The organism is Legionella sp. MW5194 (assembly GCF_016864235.1).
Taxonomy (GTDB): domain Bacteria; phylum Pseudomonadota; class Gammaproteobacteria; order Legionellales; family Legionellaceae; genus Legionella_C.
On sequence record NZ_CP045732.1, the window covers coordinates 790,533 to 810,329 of the forward strand.

Consider the following 19,797-nt stretch of genomic DNA (forward strand, 5'->3'; position numbering starts at 1 on the left):
TTTTCTCCTTGTTTTTATCTTTCTTTAAGTATAGGTAAAAATACGTGTCTGTTCTTTTATTGAACTACAATTAAAGAGTTAAAAGGACGAGCCAAGGATTGCCATGGGCCTTGAAACCTATCATAAAAAGAGAAATTTTAAAAAAACGCCCGAACCGCGCGGTCGTGTGCATCGGCAGAAGCATTTTCTTTATGTCATTCAAAAACATGCCGCGAGCCACCTGCATTATGATTTCCGCCTGGAACTGGATGGTGTGCTGAAAAGCTGGGCGGTGCCGAAAGGTCCCTGCCTTGACAATACTGTCAAACGCCTCGCGGTGCATGTGGAGGATCATCCCATTGAATACGGCACGTTTGAAGGGATCATTCCCAAAGGTGAATACGGCGGGGGTACGGTGATGCTTTGGGATCAGGGTGAATGGATTCCACTGGACAAGGATCCGCGGGCCGGTTATGAAAAAGGCCATTTACGTTTTGAATTAAAAGGAAAAAAACTGAGAGGGCGCTGGGATTTAATCCGGTTCAAAGACGATAAAAACTGGTTCCTGATTAAGTTCAAAGACGATTATGCCAAGCCGGCCGACTACGACATAACCACCGATAAACCCTTGAGTGTATTAAGCGGGCAATCCATGGAAGGCCTTTCTGATCACTACGAGCGGGTGTGGAGCAGTAAGGGAAAAAAAAACAGGGGGCGTAAAAAATCCATGATGGCGGCGCAAGGATTACAATTGAACCTTCCCGAATCGCCCTTTCTTAAGTCTGTCTCCGTCCAATTGGCGACGCTGGTGAACAAACCACCGCGAGGGGAGGATTGGCTACAGGAGTTAAAGCTCGACGGTTACCGTATTTTAGCATTGAAAAACAATAAAAAAATCCATCTGTTAAGCCGAAACCACAATGACTGGACCTCGGTTTTTCCGGCAGTGGTTGACGCCATTGGCGAATTACCGGTTAAAAAGGCCATTTTTGACGGCGAAGTGGTGGTTTTAAACGACGAGGGACGGCCTGACTTTCAGCGTTTGCAGAATTCCATTAAAGAAGGCTTAAAAGCGCCATTTATCTATTATCTGTTTGATTTGCTGTACCTTGAACAATACGATTTACGCCCCTTGCCGCTGATTGAGCGGAAAAGCCTGCTGGCGCCATTGATCGCAGCGTCTGCCTCATCCACTCTGCGCTACAGCGACCACATCATTGGTCAGGGCAATGAGGTCTTTCAACAGGCCTGTGACATGGCGTTGGAAGGCATCATTGCCAAGCAGATTCACAGCCCTTACGAAGGTAAGCGTTCCTTGTCCTGGCTTAAAATCAAATGCTGCCAGCGGCAGGAATTCGTCATTGGCGGTTTTACCCAGCCCAAAGGCTCACGCACCTGTTTTGGATCGCTGTTTATTGGTGTATTCAATGAGCAGGGCGAATTGGTGCATACGGGTAATGTAGGCACCGGTTTTACTGACAAATCCATCAAATCCCTGTATGAGAAAATAAAACCCCTCATCACTGACAAAAACCCTTTTAAAAAACGACCGCCGGATGCCAAAACGGCGACCTGGGTGAAGCCTGAACTGGTCATTGAAGTTGAATTTTCACAATGGACAGAGGATGGCCGATTAAGGCATCCGAGTTTCAAGGGCTTACGCTTGGATAAGCCAGCCATTGAGGTGACTAAGGAAAAGGTCAAACCAGTAGAATCCATTGAGAAAAAGGGGGCTAAAATCAAAAGCACAGCCATTATTCTGTCTAATCCGGACAAGATTCTTTACCCGGAAGATAAAATTACCAAACAGGATCTTTTCGCGTATTATGACGAAGTCAGCGATTATATCCTGCCTTACATCCGCAACCGGTTTTTATCCCTGGTGCGTTGTCCTTCAAGCTACACCGAATGTTTTTATCAGAAACACTTAAACCAGAAGTCAGATCACCTGCTTTCCCTGCCTGTTCAGGATAAAAACGGCGATTCCGAGCAATACCTGTATCTTGATGACAAGGAGGGGCTGTTAACTCTGGTGCAAATGGGTGTTCTTGAAATTCATCCCTGGGGCAGTACGGTAAAGCAGTACGAGTACCCGGATATTCTTATTTTTGATTTGGATCCCGGGGTCGGGGTGGCATGGAGTCAGGTGGTCGATGCCGCCTTCGATATCCGCGATCGCCTGGCGAGTTATTCGTTGCGCTGTTTTGTAAAAACAACCGGAGGAAAGGGTTTGCATCTGGTGATTCCCATTAAGCCTGACCATGATTGGGAAATGATAAAAAACTACACCCATGTGTTTGTTGAATACCTTGAAAAAATCAATCCTAAAAACTACATCAGCACCATGGCGAAAGTGAAGCGCAAGGGGAAAATTTTCGTTGATTACCTGCGCAATCAGCGCGGAGCCACGGCCATTGCCCCGTTTTCAACGCGAGCGAGGCCGCACGCACCGGTAGCAGTGCCTTTGCATTGGGAGGAGTTAAGCGGGCGATTTGATGACAATTTTTATACTATCCAGACGCTGCCAAAGCGGCTTAGGCAGTTAAAACACGATCCCTGGGCGGATTTCTGGACAATTGTGCAATCCCTGCGCATTGAAAACTAGTCAGGCATTTCGGATTGGATGGGATGTTAGGCTGTGGTATCCTCGCTCTTTCATCAAGACACAGGGAGCGAACGTGACGACCTTACTGATTTGCCTGTTTATTGCAGCATTACTACCCTATCTATCAAAGCTGGCAGTAGTCTATGCCATTAAAAAAGAAGGCCGCTACGATAATCATCATCCTCGCCAGCAGCAGGCCGGACTCACCGGCTTGGGTGCTCGGGCTGTGGCGGCGCATCAGAACAGCTTTGAAGCCTTGCTGGTTTTCTCCACGGCGGTTCTTGCGGCATTAGCGACTGAGCACACCTCAACAGTCAATCAATATTTAGCCATTGCCTTCATTGCGGCAAGGCTCGCCTACCATGCCATTTATCTGTTGAATTGGTCGACATTACGATCCACCATCTGGTTTGTGGGATGGTTGTGTTCAATCAGTATTTTGTGGAATTGCATTCCTTAAAGACTCTGGTAACAAGCCCACAGCCTGTCTACAACCCCAGCCAGCGTATAAAATGGGCAGTTGTTTTCAGAGTTGCTGTGGGGCGACTGTCAAAAGAAATCAGGTAGTCGTCCGTGCCCGGGTTTTCCTCGCTGTCGTCTCGTTTGTTAATGGTTTTAATCTTCCCAAGATTCATCAGCTTCATTTCGGTGATGTAATAGCCGCGCAGACGCTTCACCTCAGGAATGACAAAATAAAAGTGGCTGAAATCAGGTCGCGGTTGCTGGGTGTTGCCAAGCAGGGTGGTGAATTCATCCTGGCTTAAGGCAATGTATTCAATTTTATCAATCTGTCTTCTCAGCATGCGTTCCAGCGGCGGCGGGCGATGAAAGAATCGCAGGTAATTATCGGCGGTAATCACCACAATCGGTTCATTTTCTTCCCGCTGATTGTTTTTATTGAGATCTACGAAAAGAATTCCATCGCGCGTTTCATGCTTTGGTGGCAAGAGGTTTTCCTCCACCGTCTGAATGGCACTGCGGCGGACAGGAGAGAGATTGTCGCAATTTAAAAATTTGGATTTGAGAAACCAATTGTCGCTGGGATAATAAATCACCATAAGGGAATTGTCCTTGATGGTATCAATGATGGGTTTCGCCAAATGCATGGGCAATGCCGGGCAGCCCCAACTGCGGCCTGCACGGCCATATTTTTTGATAAAATCCTCATCGACATACCAGCCGCTGTGCATGACTAAGTAACGCCCAATGGCATTGTCGTTAAACCCCTGATCAAGTCCCGCCAGACGTAAGGACAACCCTTCGCGTCCGTAATAAGCCTGTTCGGTTTTATAGACCCCGATGCTGCTGGCTTTGCTGTCGTACTGATTGGAAAAGTATTGTGTTAACAGGGTGCCGGAGCGGATGCCATGGGAAACGTAAGTATGAAATAGCAATTGATTGGTGCTTAAATCAAAAACCCAGAGCCGTTTTTCGCTGGAAGGCAGAGAATAGTCAATGATGGTTAGCACCGGGTTGTGCTCAATGTGATAAGTATCCAGGCACTTTAAGGTAGTCAATACCTTGTTAATGACCGCTTCACTGAGGTGTGGGCTTTGCTGACGCAAAAGCGCATGAATGCTTTGCAAGGTGTGTCCATTAATCGGCGGTTGATTGTTGATAACCGAAATGACTTCGCTCAATACCGGTTCTTCCTCCGGCCTGGCTCTCTCTTTGAGAAACTGCAGAGGGGTCAGTGAGAAACAGGGAAGTGTCACTGCCAAAAGCAATAACAGGCTTTTTCTCATGGGAATTCCTTGGTCTATACTTTCTTATTCTTCCTCGTTATAACTAACTATAGCTCAAACTATTTAGGGGTGCGGGATGATCGATACTGCGAAAATAGTGGAAAGAATACAGGCTTTTGGGGAGCTTAGCTTTAATAACAAAGCACTTTGTGGCATGGATACTCTCTCGGCCAAAACCATCGAGGAGGCACGCGGATTATTTGCTTTCCTTATCCCTTTAAGTCACGAACAATTCAAGTCATTTAAAACATGGTTTGGTGAAGACCGTTTTTGTGAATACAGTCTTTCGCTGGATATCAGTGCCTATGCGATTAAAGATCACCGTGGGCGTGACGTACTGACCATTAAACAATCACAAAGCAAATTTACCCACAATCAGCGCCTAACCCTGTTCACGGTTGAATACCTCGATGAGAAAAAAAGACAGAAAACACATTACCTTGCCAAAAATAAACCTGAATTGAATGACGCATTCCGTGCCTTGCGTCTTCAGTTACCCATTCAGCAGATTGAAGAAAAACTGAAGCGTTATTATCGTCTGCGGGCAAAGCCCCACCCCAGTTCCTTCTGGGGAAAGGAATGGGGGCTGGAAAAGTACACGACACCTTACAGTGCGCCGGGGGGAATTGATGCGGTCACCGTCGATGCTTTTCGAAACCACATGACCAATCAGGCTTTATCCGAAGCCCTGGTGCTTGATGTGGGCGGGGGCAAAGGGAGGCTCGCTGATAAATTATTGAGTGAAGCCCAGTGTCTGGGCATTGATGTTCGCTACATCTTAATTGAACCCGATTTGTCTCAATGCGAGGCCGCCGAAGCATTACTCAAAACCTACCCTCAGGTGATGGTTTTTCATGGCACCCTGCAGGATTTTATGACCCGTATTAAGGATAAGGCAGTTCAGGATGGGTTATGTCAAGCCCAGTTGGACGAGCCAGGCATCAAGGGTGGTGTGGATTTAATCATTTCCTGCGGGGGGCCCCTAAACAATCAAGTGGTTTCATACGACACCGCTCATGCCAATGCCTGTGATTATTTAGCGATGTTGGCTGAGGGTGGTGCTGTGATTGCAACGGGACTTACGTCCCTGCTGTTATCAAAAAAAAACCTCGAGTCCATCGGTTTTCGGGTTGAAAGCTGCGTGGCGGCCAAGCGCGATCAAACCATCAGCGAGAGCACGACGTACCATCCGGCGTACGTGATGTGCAAGCCTGAGAAAGGCGAGGCCATTGTCGAGGGCGGCCATTTTGGCGGACATGGGATGTCCGGTTGATGACATTGCGGTTAAACCATCCCGGAGTTCAGTAGGCTCGGCGGTTCTTTTTTATCCTCCTTGACTTTCTCTGGCAAGGAGAAGAATGTGTTTTCAAAACTATAGAACAATGGGTTTGATTCGCCAGCGTCTTTATCCAGGGAGATTTCTTCCTTCCCATGGGTGTTTTCAATGCCCAATACCAGGTAAAGGCTTTGGGGATGGGTAAAGGCAGTTGCAATGGATCGGCAGTCAAAACGGGATATAAATTCCTTTTCCAGAACAGTTAAATTTTTCAGAGTGGTTCCCACATCGTTTGCACAATGGACTGCAAGGACAAAATTAGCAAAAAGGGCCATGCCCAATTCTTCCCTTAACTCTTTCGGCAATACCGGAGAACCGGTGTTTTTACACAATACCGCGGCGAAGAGCAGGAATTGACCAGGCAGGCGATCAGGGAAGGTCGGGTGCAGAAGCTCGTTAAAAAGCGCGGTGATTTTTGTCGACAGAACATCCAATTTCGGTTTGCAACGGACGAGCTCTGCCTGGTGAGCCAGTTTCAGCAAGGTTTGATAAAGGGTTTTTCTATGGTTGCGTTGGGATGGTGATTTATCGTCTGATGTCAGTTCCTTATCAAAATCAAAGCAATCTGAAATGTCTTTAACTAATTCAGGGTCATGGCCCAACTCGTGGGCAATGGTGGTGAAAATGTAAGCTGAACGTGGACTGTAGCTTGGATCATCATTCCAGCTTAATTCATTGGTTCGCCCGCTTCGTAATAAAAAGCTGGCTAGCTGAAGGCAATTCAGTTCTTCCGTCCCGAGATTTTTGGCGAGGGTTTTTACATCGTCACTGCCCCATTGTTTTAGCAATGCCCATCCACTTCGCACCAGGATCATGGTGCGTAATCCTGAGACGGTGCCATGATTGATGTGAAAGGCAATCTTGTTGTGACGCACCTCATAATTGTGAGGGTCATCAAGGTAAGGGTGTTCAATCAGTTCCCGCGATAACTGTTGCCATAACAAAGACCCCTCCGCATTTTGATCCTGCCAATAGTATTTGAAACGTGAAAGATCGCTGTAAGTCACAATCACCGGGTATTTATTTTCTTTGGATAAAGTCAATTCATCTGGAAAATCAATGGATTTTTTTTGCTGATGAATCAAAATGTTGAGAAGATGGGCTTCATCATCTCGAGACAAATCCACCATCATCGGCTCAGGCTGGAATAGGTTAAAGGACAAGAGCGAATGCAGCTCTGTTTCATTGGCAAAGTGATGAATCTTTAATTGAAGTTCATCCATTTCTATTTGAGTAACATAACGTGTAAAACGATCATTCACGCGCAGCGCAAAAATTTCCGGACTCAGCCGGTTGGTCTGAATTTTAAGCATAATTTAAGACCCAGAAATGAAAAAGGCAATTTTACATTAAATGAGCAAAATGCGCATGTGTTTGTCGAATTGCCTGTCTCTGTTAATAAGGAAAACCATTGGATTGACTGGTCATTTCACTCTCAGATTCCGAGCTGGAATGCGGAGCATCCGTGGTGGCCTCGTTTTCAGCCGGGGTGAAGAAATCAAAAAACCAGTCATCCGATACTTCAACCTGCTTTTTAGGTTTAACCGGCGTTAACGGAATCTCAACGCGGGTCAGTGAACTTAAGAGGTTAAACGAATAAGACGCTTTTTCCTGGATTTCAACTTTTTTCTTAACACCTTCGGTTGGACCTGAATAGGCCATTCCCGCCATGACCCCCACCTTGCTTTTCAGTGTGTCATGCAGTCCGGTCGGCATATTGACATGATTATGCACCTGAATGGATTTCGCAATGTCGGGATTAATCACTTTAGACACCAGCAAACGCACCTGCAGGGTGTGGTGATTGGGTGCCTGCTGCGCAGGTGTTTTTAATTTAAGCAGAGTGTTTAAAGCGCTGGGGTTGCTCGGGTCGTAAATCCCGTTTTCTTTGGAAATGTAAGCTATTTCATCCACCAGATGATGAGGAATCATGAATTGATAAATAACCCCCTGGCTGCCAAAAGTCGGATCATTGACTAACTCATTAAAGTCATCCACCAATTTTTTACGTAAATCGTCCTGCCCGACCAGCAAGCCTTCTTTATCCAATAGATCATGGAGGATGGTTTTAAAATCCAGGCGGGTGACTGAACTGTTATTGTAGAAGTAATCCACGGTGGATTCTTCAGAGGCGAAATCCGCGTTTTGCCACAGGCTTGGGCTGCAGGATAACAGATTCCAACTGATGTTTTCACTGTTGTCGACAGAGCGTCCATCACTCATTTTGCCTTTAATTTCTTCAATTTCGGTGTAAATGCGGCCGCGTGGTTTCGAGTGGAAATCCCTTAACCAGGCGACATGATTGGCTCCGTCTGTCAGGCGTTTCAATTCACGGCAAAACAGGTCGAGAGCATAGCTGGCTTTGGTCGTGGCATGGTAAATGCTGACATGGGTTTCCGCCAACTGCAGTTCTTCTTCAATGCAGGGTTTAGTCGGAATCGCCTGAATGCTTTGAGGAGTCCAGCTGTCTTTCAGGAGGATTTTATTAGTGCCGGAGTGGCCCCAGATTAAAAAATGACCTGTTGTACTGCGTTGAAAGGGCCTTTGTTCCTCCTGTACCGATTCTTTTTCTGTTTGAAGAGAGGGGGTGCCTTCTTCTGTTGAATAGGTATGCTCGTCAGACTCTATCCATAAAGCGGTGGCAGAAGTAAAGCCTGGGAAAATAGCAGGGCTGAGTTCAAGCAGGCGATAATAAGTTTCGCGTAATTCATTGGCGGATTTAGCCGCTATCACCTGGTTGCCGGTCATGGACGGATTCATGCCTTTTCGGATGGATTTTAATTCGTTAAAGGATTGAGTGACTCGTGCACGTAAACTGCCATCGGTAATGGGTGCACCGGTTTCAGCACACAATTGGCCTGCGTACAACAACAGGGCGTCGGCCACGCTGGTCACGTCATTTTTCTCACCGAGTAACGTCGTAAGTTCTGCGACAATCGGTTCACGTTGCATGGCATAGCCATCCATATTGACCCGGATTAAATCACTTTCATGGCTTAATTTTAAGATACTGGTGAATAAATCAAGCTTGTTTCGGGTCTCTTGCATGGTATGATACGGCAAAGGATTAATGTGTTCGTTTTTGCTATGATAATCAAAACACAGCGCGATTAAATCCACAATCGCTGTGTTAAACCCCAAATCAATAGCGACCTGCTTGAAAATAACGGCCGAACGCTGGCCGTAAGTCGCATCATCCCGCCAGCTCAATTCGTTCGTGCGTCCTGAGCGGAATAGGAAGGCAGCCAGTTGCAGACAGGCCTCTTCCTCGCTTGTCAGTGAGTTGGCTGTTTTTAGAGTAACCGCATTGCCTTGCTCCTTAATCAGCTGCAAGTAGGCAACGGATAATTTATCCTGTCGAATGCCATGGCACGTACCATGGTTGGTATGGTAGGCAATAACGTTCTGACGCTCGATGTAATCGCGGGGATCATCAACATAAGGCGTTTCGATAAGATCGGTAGACAAGACTTGATAAAGCATGGTTTTTTTATCGAGGGATGGGTTTTGCCAATAGTTTTGAAACTCGCCAAGGTTGCGGTAGGAAAAAACCACCGGATTGTCTTGGGCAGAGGTCGCCAAATTCTGGGGAAGCTCTACTTTGTGTTTATTGGGTCCTGTTTCCAGCAGGGTTCTTAAGAGCTCTTCCTGAGGTTCATCAAGATCTCCCAGATCGTATTCGGACTGGGCTGTTAACGTGAGGGATTGGGATGGGTCGTCGAGATTAACCAGATCCTGACTCAAAAGAAACCCATTCACTCCCTGGCTAAGAGCAGGCAGATCACTGCTCTTTACATAGCGGACAAAATGGCCATCGATGTGAAGTTCAACCAGATTACTGTTTTGCGCATTGGCGATTAGCTTTAGTAACATGAGTCCCGAATCCTGTATTAAAAGTACAACTTATGTCCAAAAATAGTACTATTTATTTCTTAATGAAATATTAAGGAAAGGAAAAAAGAAAAGAAAAAATCAGTAAAATTTCTGTTTACCGCCCGAGGAGCGTCTGAATGGATGTCTTTAATCCATGGCAATTTCTGAGATTGAAATGAACGCTCTTTTTTGACAGCAAATTGATCACAAGGTACTATTTTGCGCTTTTGGCCTACCTTGTTGAGTCACCATGCAAACTAAAGTCGAAAGCAGTGTTAATCATGGCATTCTCTGTCCCCTAACCGGAAGACCTTTCCGTCATCCGGTGCTGGCTTCCGATGGCCATCATTACGAGCTTAAAGCCCTGAATGAGCGTCTTAAAGCCGGTAACAGAACGGGTTTTCATGACCGCGAGGCGATTTTTTTCGCCAGTTATGATTTACCGCTTCGAAATGAGCTCGATAACATGGATTTACCCGATCGCCATGACGAGTATGAGCGCCAGCCTTATCTTGAGCAATTAACCGAATGCCTGAACGCACCCTACAAACCCTGGAAGCAGGATGCCTATAAGGCTTTTTTAACCGCGGATGCTCTCCTTTTGATGGTTGTTGCCTTTAGTCTACTCAATCAATGCAAGACCTTAAACGCGGATGGTCTGCTGGTGTTGATGCTTGCCACCAGTATTCTGGACTATGGTATTCGTCTCGCGAGCAGTCACGAATATGGTCTCGCCGAAGGGTTGAAGAAATTCCCCCGTTTCCTTTATTGGATGGGGGAGGTGGTTACTTCCATTGATCCAGAGGAACACGAAAGTATTTTGCGCTTGTAGCAGGAGTCATCAATGAAAAAAAACCATGTGCCGACCACGGTTTGCTGCCCTATCACGCATGAGCCGATTCGTCATCCGGTGTATGTTTATCCTCATCACTATGAATTATCCGCTTTGCTGGATTGGTTTAAGCAGGGGCACAGGACTTCGCCCCTAACCCGGGAGCAGGTGACTTATGTAATTTATGATAAGGACTTCAAGCAGAAACTGGATACGCTCAATCCGGTTGATCGTTATCAGGAGTATGATGGCGCGGCGGCTTTTAACGAATTGCTGGCCTGTCTAAATCATCCTTATGGTGCTTACCGCCAGGAGATGAATAAAACCGGGGCCTTGTTGTTTTTCACCGCTGCCTTTTTTGCTCTGCTGATGAAAACAATGAGCAGCAAAGACGGACAGGCGCCGCAGGCTGATTTGGCGGATCTGTTGTTGTGCCTTTTTCTGGTAGCAGGCTGCCGTTCGCTGTACAAACTGGTTGAACACAGGGCGCCAGGTTTTTTCAAGCCGCAGCCACCCATGACGCCTTCCCAAGCTGAAACAGCGCCTGATCGGAATGGAAGGGATGAGGAACCCCTCGGCATCGATTACAACGGCTGATTCTTTACTTCATGAACAAATCCTGATAATAAACAAGGTTTTAAAAAAGGATTTCGCATGAGCAGGATGTTAAAAGCCAATCTGGCCCTGGTGAGCGTACTCTGGACTGCCGCAGCGCCAGCCGCCGTTTATTTTAATCTGGGGGCCGGCGGGGCTTTTTCCTCGACCAGCAATCGCTTTACCGGCAATTCAACCACGGTCCTGTATGGCCCGACGGCCATAGGCACCAGCCTGTTTTCATTGCCGGATGTGAACTGGCGTAATGAACTAAAAAATGGTTTTGATTTAAACGCAGCCCTGGGTTATCGCCTGAATGACACCTGGCGAGCCGATGTTGAATTTTTGTATCAAAACCTGAAGCGTCACAGTCAAGGCAACTATGACTGGCAAGAACAAAATCCCGTTACCGGTGCCATTTACGCACGACAAGCCAATAATCCCATCAGCGACAAAAGCAAGCGGGCTCATGTGTATTCGCTGCTGACGAACATCGCGTATGATTTAACCCCGCATGGTCAATGGACTCCCTTCTTAAATGGTGGGGTGGGTGTGGCCTGGTTGCAATCGGGTCGGGTAAAAACCAATAACACCCTCGATATCGATGATCCGGCCACACCCCTGATTGAAACCGCACCCGCGACGCAAACCAGTCCTTGCCTTTACGGTACGGCATTCGCCTGGCAATTTAAGGCGGGCGCCGCGTATGCAGTGAATGATAAAACCACTGCGATCCTGCAATACCGTTTATTGGGTACATCCAGCTTCAAAGCCAGCGGCAGCGTCATCACCAGCAATCCCGGCACGTTGGGGCAAGCGTCGTTTTACATTGCCGAGCACGATATTAAAGGCTTGCTCACTCAGGCCATTGAATTCACGCTGCGGTTAAATGTCTGACATCAAGGCCGTGACACGGCCTTGATGGTTAAAACATGCCATTGCTGTTGGCGGCATTCTCGGGAATGCTTTGCACAACATCCCAATGCTCGACAATTTTATTGCTTTCCAGCCTGAAAATGTCGATGATGGCCTGGCCGCGGGTGCCCGGCTCTTTGATGGAATGGACATGAAGAATCACATAATCCCCTTCCGCCAGGACCCGTTTGATTTCGCTGTGCGACTCAGGATAGGTGCTTTTCAGGTAATCAACGTATTGCTTAAAGCCCTCGATACCGTCTTTTGCCAGGGGATTGTGCTGGATATACCAAGGGCCCATGTACGTTTCTGCGGCGGCAAAATCCTTGTCATTAATGGCTTTTTGATAAAACCGGGTCACGACGTCTTTATTCATCTCCTGTTCATTTTTTGCAGCAAAAGCCAGACTGGAAGCGGCCAGACAGAGGGCCAGTGTAATGCCTTTTTTGCTCATGTTATTCTCCTTTATTTATTGATTAAATCGATTATAATTGGCATTTTTAAATAAAAAAGCGTGATTTTTTGAGTAAATCAATCAGTTTTTTAGATAAATAAGGAGCGTAATGGCTAGAATTACTCTGGAACAGTGGAGGGTTTTGCAAGCCGTGGCGGATGAAGGGACCTTTGCCAAAGCCGGGGAAAAGCTGCATAAAAGTCAATCAAGCATCAGTTACACCGTGGGTAAATTACAGGATATTCTCGGTATTCGACTGTTTGATTTGCAGGGCCGAAAGGCTGTGCTTACCGAGCAAGGCCTGCATATTCTCAATTCGTCACGGCAATTAACACGGGCAGCCAGGAATCTGGAACAGAGCGTTCACCAGTTTAAATCCAACCATGAAAAAACCCTGCGTCTGGCGGTGGATGAAATTTTTCCCCCCAATCGCTTATTGCAGGTTTTAAAAGCCTTTAGCCTTCAGAATACGCCTACCCGTATTATTTTAAATCAAGGGCTGTTATCCGGTCCCAGCGACGCGTTAGAGCAGGGTGAAGCCGAGATGGTTATAGTTTCTCGTATTCCTGAAGGTTACATGGGGGAGAAATTAATGGACATTAACTCCATTCCCTATGCGCACATTGACAGTCCCCTGCACCAAAAAAACATAGGCCTTGAGGAACTCTGCGAGGAACGATACATCATCGTTCAGGATTCGGGCCGACATAAAAAAAGGAACGAAGGCTGGTTAGGCTCGGAATTTCACTGGAAGGTCAGTTCCATGGAAATGAAAATTCAATGCGTGGCGCATGGCATTGGTTTTTCCTGGTTGCCTGAAGCGCTGGTTGAGGGTAGAAATTTACCCATCAAACCCCTGCGATTACCGCAGGAGAATGTGCGTACTTACCAACTGTATCTGGTGCATCACAATCCCCAGAACATGGGGCCTTCCGCACGCGCGCTGACGGACCTGTTCAGGCAGTACAGTCAATCGCCAGTACCGTAAATTCCGTTGACAGTCGGCAGGGAATACACTAATTTTACCAGCCTGTTGCGGGCGTGCTGCACAAGGATATTTGAATGAAGCCGCTTTATGTTGATCCGGATATTAGAAAAGCGTCCACCTTGTCTTCGGACTTTTATACTTCACCCGACTGGTTTGAGCAAAGCAGGGAAAAAATTTTTGCGAGAACCTGGCAATTTTGCCTGAGTTCGGAGGCTTTACGGCTTCCCGGTCAATTGGTTCCTCATACCCTGCTGCCTGGCTTGCTCGATGAGCCCTTGCTGTTTGTACGCGATGAGCAGGATGCCCTGCACTGCTTAAGCAATGTCTGCACCCACCGCGGTAATCTTCTGGTTGAAGCCCCCTGCACCGTCATGCAGAAAATCAAATGTGCCTATCATGGCCGCCGTTTCAGTCTTTGTGGTGAGATGCTGCACATGCCAGAATTTGAACAAACGCAGAACTTTCCTTCTGAGCGCGACAACCTGCCAGCCATTCCCTTTGATACTCTGGAGCCGTTTTTATTTGCCTCGCTGGCGCCTGCCGTGCCATTTAAGGAGGTTTTTACCGAAATTCGCGAGCGTTTATTCTGGCTGCCCATGGAAAACATGCGCCTGGATACACAGCGGTCTCGTGATTACCTGGTTAAGGCCCATTGGGCCCTTTACTGTGAAAATTACCTTGAAGCCCTGCATATTCCCTTTGTCCATCCCGGTTTAAGGCAGGTGATTGACTGCACCACGTACACCACTGAACTTTACCGTTATTGCAATTTGCAATTGGCGCTGGCTGCCAATGGCGAACCGAGTTTCAATTTACCGAAAGACGCGCAGGATTATGGCAAGGAGGTGGCGGCTTATTATTACTGGGTATTCCCCAACACCATGCTCAATTTTTACCCCTGGGGATGCTCGGTGAATGTGGTCAAACCCATGGCGCCGGATGTCACGAAAGTCTCGTTTTTAACGTTTGTGCTTGATGAAAGTCACCTGGGTAAAGGGGCCGGTGGCGAACTGGATGTGGTTGAGCGGGAAGACGAGGCTGTGGTGGAGGCTGTACAAAAAGGAATACGGTCCCGTTTTTATGATAGCGGTCGTTTTTCACCGACCAAAGAACAAGGAACTCATCACTTTCAGCGCTTACTGTGTGAATTCCTCAATGACTAGCCAAGGACAATGATGCAGGATGCGTCATCACCGCCGGGTTTGCAGTGTCAGCTGAGTGGCCGCCGGCGGTCTCGCTTTTTGATTAAGGCGATTTGTCAATAACAGCCAAGCCGGGTAAAGTGTCATTTTAGTATTGCATCAATGGATTGCTGCATGAATGGTGTTTATCAAGCCTTACTGTTTCGCTGCCTGCTGGCCTTTGTCATTTTTCCCCTGCAAGCCAGCGAGGTGCCACTTTGCAGTGGCGAAAACCGCCTGTTGTCATTGGTGGACAGGCCTTCCGAGGCCTTAAGCGCCTGCATCGTCCCTGCCAGGTCGTTACTTATTGAATCCGGGTATACTTACCAGCAAACCACACCCAATGGCTTCAGTCAAAATCTCCCGCAGATGGAGTGGCGGTTCGGTTTGGGACGCCATACCGAAATTGATATGTTACCCCCCACTTACAACTGGCAATCCACACCTCGTCAGGTCGGCTACAGTGGTGTGACAGTAGGGGCTAAACGCATTGCCTATCATGACGACCATCAGTTGGTTACGCTGCAGGCGGCCATTTCACCACCCTCAGGAGGTAAAAATTTTGGCAGCCGTAAAAATGGCTGCATGGTGAATGGCATTTACAATTACAGTTTTGATTCCGGGTTTGGGATTGCGGCGCAAGTGGGTTTTGCTTCATTCGTGACTCAACCGGTGGATGGCAATCAACGCTACTTCAGCATGAATCCCCTGATTCTTGCCGGATGGCCATTGCAGGATAAAATTAACCTGTATGTTGAAGCCTATGCCCAAAGCCGCACAGCGCCGAATCAGGGTTGGGGTGTGAATGCCGATACCGGGTTGGTTTTTCTGGTAGCAAAAAATCTGACGGTGGATGTGGTTTACAACCAGCGCCTTTACGGTGCTTTAAACAGCCTGGAACGATCCATTGGCGGCGGTCTGGTCATTGGTTTTTTCTAGTTGGCCCGGGCATTTTCCAGAGGCCCATGAATTAACTCATCGCCATCCTCTTTTTTTAAAGAAATAAAAACAGCCACGGAGCACAAGGTTAATATCCCCAAGGCGATAAACGATTCATGAAAGGTTTTAAGGCTTAATAAAGTTTCGTTGTTGGCGGCTGCAAAAATCCGCACCAAAACGGCAGCTACCGCCACCCCGAAGCTTTGTGCGAGTTGCTGGGTCGTGCTCATGATGCTGGTGGCAGCACTGATGTCATCGGGGGCAAGATTGGCATAAGCTAAGGAATTCATGCCCGTGTATTGCAGTGAGATTAAAAATCCGTAAGCGAAAGTCAGGGTGGTAATAAGGTAAAGGGATGTTTGTTGATTAACCAAGGCAAAGGAAAACAGCCCCAGCGCCACCAGGACTGTGTTGAGGATCAACAGCTTCTTATAGCCAAAGAGTCTCAAAATCGCAAGCGACAATGGCTTAACCAGTAAAACCCCTAAGGCGATCGGCGCCAGAAGCAGCCCTGAAAGCTCCGGGGAAAATCCAAGGCTAAGCTGAAACAGCAGGGGAAGCAGAAAGGGAATACCACCAAAGCCCAGCCGTGCCAGAAGATTCCCGGTGATGGAAACCCGAAAGGTACGCAGGCGAAGCAGACTTACCTTAACCACCGGATGCGTTTTATTGCGCGAATGCCAGCTATAAAATAACAGCAGCAGCACCGCCATGGCGAGGGTCAACAGCGAATGCGAGTTTCTGGTGTGGGATTCGCTCAACGTGGACAAGCCAAAGGTTAACGTGGCCAGTCCACTACCGAACAGGATAAACCCGATCTTATCCAGGCTGGGTACCGGCCTTGGCGGCATAGACGGCAGCAATTTCCGGGCAAGCACTAAAGCCAGTGCGCCGATGGGCGCATTCACCCAGAATATCCACCGCCAGGAAAAGTGACTGGTGATGAAACCGCCAACAACCGGACCAAGCATCATGCCAATGGCCGCCACCATCACCACAATGCTCATTTTGGCAACCAGTTCGTGGCGCTCACAGGTGCGGATAATAATCAGACGACCGACGGGCATGGTCAATGAACCACCCAGGCCCTGCACAATGCGGGCTGCAATCAGTTCCGGCAGGCTTTGGGTAAAGCCACACCAGATGGAGCTTAACGTAAACACGGCAATGGCACACATGAAGACTTTTTTAACCCCGAATTTATCCGCAATCCAACCACTGATGGGGATAAAAATAGCCAGGCTGAGCAGGTAGCTTATTAACGCCAGTTTTAAATCGATGGGATAGACCTTAAGGCTTTTGGCCATCACTGGAATGGCGGTGTTAATGACCGTGGTATCCACGGATTCCATGAACATGGCAAAGGACACGAGCACGAGGATAAGATTTTTTCTCATCATAACCAACCTAGCGGGCAATGACTGCCGCTGTCATTCGTGAAATGCAGGTCTGTTTACCTTGCTCGTTGTAAATGGCAATCTGCCAAACTTGCGTCGTACGCCCCAGATGCACTGGTGAGGCGACAGCCGTGACCAGCCCTTCTTTGACGGAGCGAAGGTGGTTGGCGTTGATTTCCAGTCCTACACAATAAAAGCGCTTGATATCAATCACGGCATTGGCTGCAGTACTGGCTACGGTCTCTGCCAACACCACATTGGCGCCGCCATGGAGAATGCCGATGGGTTGCCGCGTACGATCATCAACGGGCATGGAGGCGGTCAGGTAATCCTCGCCAATTTCAATAAACTGAATGCCCAGTAACTCAGACAGGGTGTTGCTTCCGCGGCGATTCAAATCGTCAATACCAAACTCGCTGTACCAGATGGCCATTTTCATCTCCACTTCTTTGTAAAATAAGCATAAACTCTAATACTACGCAAACCAGTAAGAAATTCCTATGACTAATCCATCGTGTATGCGCTGTTTTGTTGCAGGCAAAGTGCAGGGAGTATGGTATCGGGCTTCCGCCAAAGAGGAGGCATTCAGACTGGGCATTACCGGTTGGGCACGTAATCTCAAGGATGGGCGTGTAGAAATTTTTGCCTGTGGGGAGGTGGATAAACTCAATCTGTTTTATGCGTGGATAAAAAAAGGTCCGCGTTTAGCCCGTGTGGAAGAGCATAGTCGAGAAGATCTTCCCTGGCAGGATTATCAAGGATTTGATTCGTTTTAAGGTGATTGCTCATGAAACAATTTACACGTACTTTTCTGTTGGCTTTGGTCTGGTTTTCCCTGTTGGTGGTTCCTTATGCCATTACCTTCTATGTTTGTTACAGCGGTCTTTGTGGTGGGCCAGGCGTTGCGTCACATTATGTCTCCATCGTCGGCTACTACATTTGGCTTTACCCTTTGATTGTTTTCGCCAGCCTGTTTTATGCCCGTAGACTGAATAAGGCATCACGTCCCGACCAATCAATGATGGCGCTGCTGATTCCGTTTGTCTGCTTACTGCCGCTCCTGTATGTGATTTATCATACGGGCAGCCAATTTGCTAACTACAACAAGTTGCAGGCCAATATGTATAATATTCAACCTGATGATTTTGTTTGTGCCCCGGAACAATTTGTCAGGCACCCCAAAAGCAATCCTTACCTGGATGACATTTTTTATTTTTTTGAAGGCAAACGCGGTAATTACGGGGTGTCATGGAGCATTTATTCCTATCCCACACGCGACGCACTGGCTGCGGCATTAAAAGAAAAAGGGATTGATTTGGCACAGTGCAAAAATCCCAAAGGGCAGGGGGTATAAGCCCCCTTAGACTCTATGTGCTTTTTAGCGAGTGTGGAAAAATCACTCGAAATCCCGGCTCAAGAATTTGTCCGAGGGGATTTTGGGATATCTCACTGTCAAACACACGTTGGCGCAGCCAAAGTAATTGCTGAAAACTGGCAGCAGCGCCCGATTCGGTTCGCAACAACTGCCGCACCGATTGGCGATATTGACCAATAATTGTTTGCCATTCCTTGCTGTTTGTCTTTGTGAGAAAACGAGCGAGTTGCCTGCCTGCGGTCAGGTGTTCAGACCGATTTAAATTCTCAATAAATTCATCCTGCCAACCCGGCTTATTCTCTAACGGTAGACGGGTTAAGAGTTCACAGCGCGTTTGGGAAAACACAGGATGCTGATAGTCAATCATCAGGACCGCCTGAACGAAGTGCTTATCAATGATTTTATTCCGAAGCAGCTGGCGAATCGCCTGCTGATCATTATAGCCTTTAACCGGTGTAAGCCAGGGATGATCGGCATCCTGCAAGGACGTTTCGGGAAAGCGCATATTCCATTGATTCAATAAAGAGGCATACACAGGAGTGGCTAATGATGACTTCATCTGACCGAGCAGTGGATTGAGCCAGAATGCTGAAGGGATAGAAACCCGGGAATTTTTAACACTGGATTCCAGATTAATTTCAGTGGTGCAGAAGAGGGGGCGAAGCTGTTCCTGTAAACTTAAGCGATTGATAAACGATCGCATTTTAACGGATTGACGAAGTTTCTCCATGCCTTGTTTGACATCATTTGCCAACAAAGGGGCTGCACTGACTTGAGACAGTAGCAAGGCGGTTTCCTCATCAAGCCGATTGGGTGCGAAGTCCAAAGGCCGTGCGCTTGTCCACCAATCATTGTGGGGCGCTTTCATTTCCTTAAGAATTGGGCCGCCTGAATTGTGACAGGCCGAGCAACGCATACGCTGGCCGAAATGGGCTTCATCCGGGGGATTGTGGCGATATAAAAAGCGGTTGTCGCGATAAGCATCTTTCGAATTTTCCCCGATAAAACCAGCGGGTTTGACTGCCATCAATCCCCCGTAATTCATAAAAATTATACAGCGCTTTGTCGTTATCCCAGGCAATCACTTCAATCACTAATTTGCCCGCTTCCGCCTGTTGATCAAGATGAATGAGGCCTTCTTTCTGATCAGTGAAATAGCCAATAAAGAAATCACCGTGTGCGACTGACTTACCGTCCCGCATCGCACCGTAAATGGAGGTAAAGAAGCTGAAGCTTCCTTGTGAAGGATTGTTGCGGCCCCGGTTGGCAACCAGACTTATTTGCTGATTTAAGCCATTGTCACGCAACAGGGCAGTGAAGGCGGTAATCGTTTCAGGGCAAGAGACGCTGGATGAAACCAGTGCAAATAAAGGATCCTGCTGGATGGGCAGGGTACCCTTCTTGAAGTAAATCGGGCAGTGGGCGTGGCTAAGGGAGGCAATACACAGCAAGGGGAGTAAGTATTTTTTCATCTTTTTCAACGCCAGATAATAATGGACGTAATGTATTGATTATTCAGTGGTTAGTAAAGGGGAGCATTTTTTATTTTGGTCTTAAAAAAACGCATCCCAGGCTGTCTTGTTT

General features: G+C 47.6%; 19 protein-coding genes. 11 read left to right on the forward strand and 8 right to left on the reverse strand.

All coding sequences use genetic code 11. The features are described 5' to 3' along the window. The first annotated feature begins 103 nt into the window (after positions 1-103). On the forward strand, positions 104-2,584 hold the full coding sequence (gene ligD, locus GH742_RS03740; protein WP_203456156.1) for a DNA ligase D: 2,481 nt from the start codon (positions 104-106) through the stop codon (positions 2,582-2,584). A gap of 73 nt (positions 2,585-2,657) precedes the next feature. Continuing rightward, positions 2,658-3,044, forward strand: coding sequence for an MAPEG family protein (locus GH742_RS03745; RefSeq protein WP_203456157.1), 387 nt, complete (start codon positions 2,658-2,660; stop codon positions 3,042-3,044). A 28-nt stretch (positions 3,045-3,072) separates the two neighbouring features. Here GH742_RS03745 and GH742_RS03750 read toward each other — a convergent pair whose 3' ends face one another. After that, positions 3,073-4,329 carry a murein L,D-transpeptidase catalytic domain family protein gene (locus GH742_RS03750; RefSeq protein WP_203456158.1) on the reverse strand — a complete coding sequence of 419 codons (1,257 nt, stop codon included), beginning with the start codon at positions 4,327-4,329 and terminating at the stop codon, positions 3,073-3,075. Between the two features lie 76 nt (positions 4,330-4,405). On the opposite strand from GH742_RS03750, the gene GH742_RS03755 reads away from it, so the two are divergent. Further along, positions 4,406-5,602: a hypothetical protein gene (locus tag GH742_RS03755; protein WP_203456159.1), complete on the forward strand. Its 1,197-nt coding sequence runs from the start codon at positions 4,406-4,408 to the stop codon at positions 5,600-5,602. 11 nt (positions 5,603-5,613) lie between these two features. Here the strand turns inward: GH742_RS03755 and GH742_RS03760 are convergent, their stop codons facing one another. Together GH742_RS03760 and GH742_RS03765 are read right to left on the reverse strand one after the other, a co-directional pair. After that, the gene (locus tag GH742_RS03760) at positions 5,614-6,978 is read right to left on the reverse strand and encodes a SidE phosphodiesterase domain-containing protein (protein ID WP_203456160.1); all 1,365 of its coding nucleotides are present in this window, start codon (positions 6,976-6,978) and stop codon (positions 5,614-5,616) included. An 82-nt stretch (positions 6,979-7,060) separates the two neighbouring features. Next, positions 7,061-9,538 carry a SidE phosphodiesterase domain-containing protein gene (locus GH742_RS03765; protein WP_203456161.1) on the reverse strand — a complete coding sequence of 826 codons (2,478 nt, stop codon included), beginning with the start codon at positions 9,536-9,538 and terminating at the stop codon, positions 7,061-7,063. 250 nt (positions 9,539-9,788) lie between these two features. Between GH742_RS03765 and GH742_RS03770 the strand changes: the two genes are divergently transcribed. From GH742_RS03770 to GH742_RS03780, 3 genes are read left to right on the forward strand one after another with little or no spacing between them, the layout of a single operon-like run. Continuing rightward, positions 9,789-10,370: a hypothetical protein gene (locus GH742_RS03770; protein ID WP_203456162.1), complete on the forward strand. Its 582-nt coding sequence runs from the start codon at positions 9,789-9,791 to the stop codon at positions 10,368-10,370. Between the two features lie 12 nt (positions 10,371-10,382). After that, a complete protein-coding gene (locus GH742_RS03775; protein ID WP_203456163.1) occupies positions 10,383-10,967 on the forward strand; it encodes a hypothetical protein in 585 nt (194 codons plus the stop codon). A gap of 57 nt (positions 10,968-11,024) precedes the next feature. Further along, positions 11,025-11,861 carry an outer membrane protein gene (locus GH742_RS03780; protein ID WP_239005267.1) on the forward strand — a complete coding sequence of 279 codons (837 nt, stop codon included), beginning with the start codon at positions 11,025-11,027 and terminating at the stop codon, positions 11,859-11,861. Between the two features lie 28 nt (positions 11,862-11,889). Here the strand turns inward: GH742_RS03780 and GH742_RS03785 are convergent, their stop codons facing one another. Then, positions 11,890-12,333 carry a nuclear transport factor 2 family protein gene (locus tag GH742_RS03785; RefSeq protein ID WP_203456164.1) on the reverse strand — a complete coding sequence of 148 codons (444 nt, stop codon included), beginning with the start codon at positions 12,331-12,333 and terminating at the stop codon, positions 11,890-11,892. A 109-nt stretch (positions 12,334-12,442) separates the two neighbouring features. On the opposite strand from GH742_RS03785, the gene GH742_RS03790 reads away from it, so the two are divergent. From GH742_RS03790 to GH742_RS03800, 3 genes are all read left to right on the forward strand, one after another. Then, on the forward strand, positions 12,443-13,321 hold the full coding sequence (locus GH742_RS03790; RefSeq protein WP_203456165.1) for a LysR family transcriptional regulator: 879 nt from the start codon (positions 12,443-12,445) through the stop codon (positions 13,319-13,321). Positions 13,322-13,395: 74 nt separating this feature from the next. After that, positions 13,396-14,484: an SRPBCC family protein gene (locus GH742_RS03795; RefSeq protein WP_203456166.1), complete on the forward strand. Its 1,089-nt coding sequence runs from the start codon at positions 13,396-13,398 to the stop codon at positions 14,482-14,484. Between the two features lie 153 nt (positions 14,485-14,637). After that, a complete protein-coding gene (locus GH742_RS03800; RefSeq protein ID WP_203456167.1) occupies positions 14,638-15,441 on the forward strand; it encodes a hypothetical protein in 804 nt (267 codons plus the stop codon). Here GH742_RS03800 and GH742_RS03805 read toward each other — a convergent pair. Beyond that, complete coding sequence (locus tag GH742_RS03805) at positions 15,438-16,838, reverse strand: DHA2 family efflux MFS transporter permease subunit (protein WP_203456836.1); 1,401 nt, start codon at positions 16,836-16,838, stop codon at positions 15,438-15,440. The genes GH742_RS03800 and GH742_RS03805 overlap by 4 nt on opposite strands. Positions 16,839-16,848: 10 nt before the next feature. Continuing rightward, entirely contained in the window at positions 16,849-17,277 is a 429-nt protein-coding gene (locus tag GH742_RS03810; protein WP_239005268.1) for a hotdog fold thioesterase, read from the reverse strand. A 61-nt stretch (positions 17,278-17,338) separates the two neighbouring features. Between GH742_RS03810 and GH742_RS03815 the strand changes: the two genes are divergently transcribed. Both GH742_RS03815 and GH742_RS03820 read left to right on the forward strand, forming a co-directional pair. Next, complete coding sequence (locus GH742_RS03815; protein WP_203456168.1) at positions 17,339-17,614, forward strand: acylphosphatase; 276 nt, start codon at positions 17,339-17,341, stop codon at positions 17,612-17,614. A gap of 11 nt (positions 17,615-17,625) precedes the next feature. Next, on the forward strand, positions 17,626-18,192 hold the full coding sequence (locus GH742_RS03820) for a hypothetical protein (protein ID WP_203456169.1): 567 nt from the start codon (positions 17,626-17,628) through the stop codon (positions 18,190-18,192). 13 nt (positions 18,193-18,205) lie between these two features. On the opposite strand, the gene GH742_RS03825 is transcribed toward GH742_RS03820, so the two are convergent. Both GH742_RS03825 and GH742_RS15585 read right to left on the reverse strand, forming a co-directional pair. Continuing rightward, positions 18,206-19,240 carry a hypothetical protein gene (locus GH742_RS03825; protein ID WP_239005269.1) on the reverse strand — a complete coding sequence of 345 codons (1,035 nt, stop codon included), beginning with the start codon at positions 19,238-19,240 and terminating at the stop codon, positions 18,206-18,208. Next, a complete protein-coding gene (locus GH742_RS15585) occupies positions 19,149-19,685 on the reverse strand; it encodes a hypothetical protein (protein WP_239005270.1) in 537 nt (178 codons plus the stop codon). The genes GH742_RS03825 and GH742_RS15585 overlap by 92 nt, the downstream gene beginning before the upstream one ends. Positions 19,686-19,797: the final 112 nt, after the last annotated feature.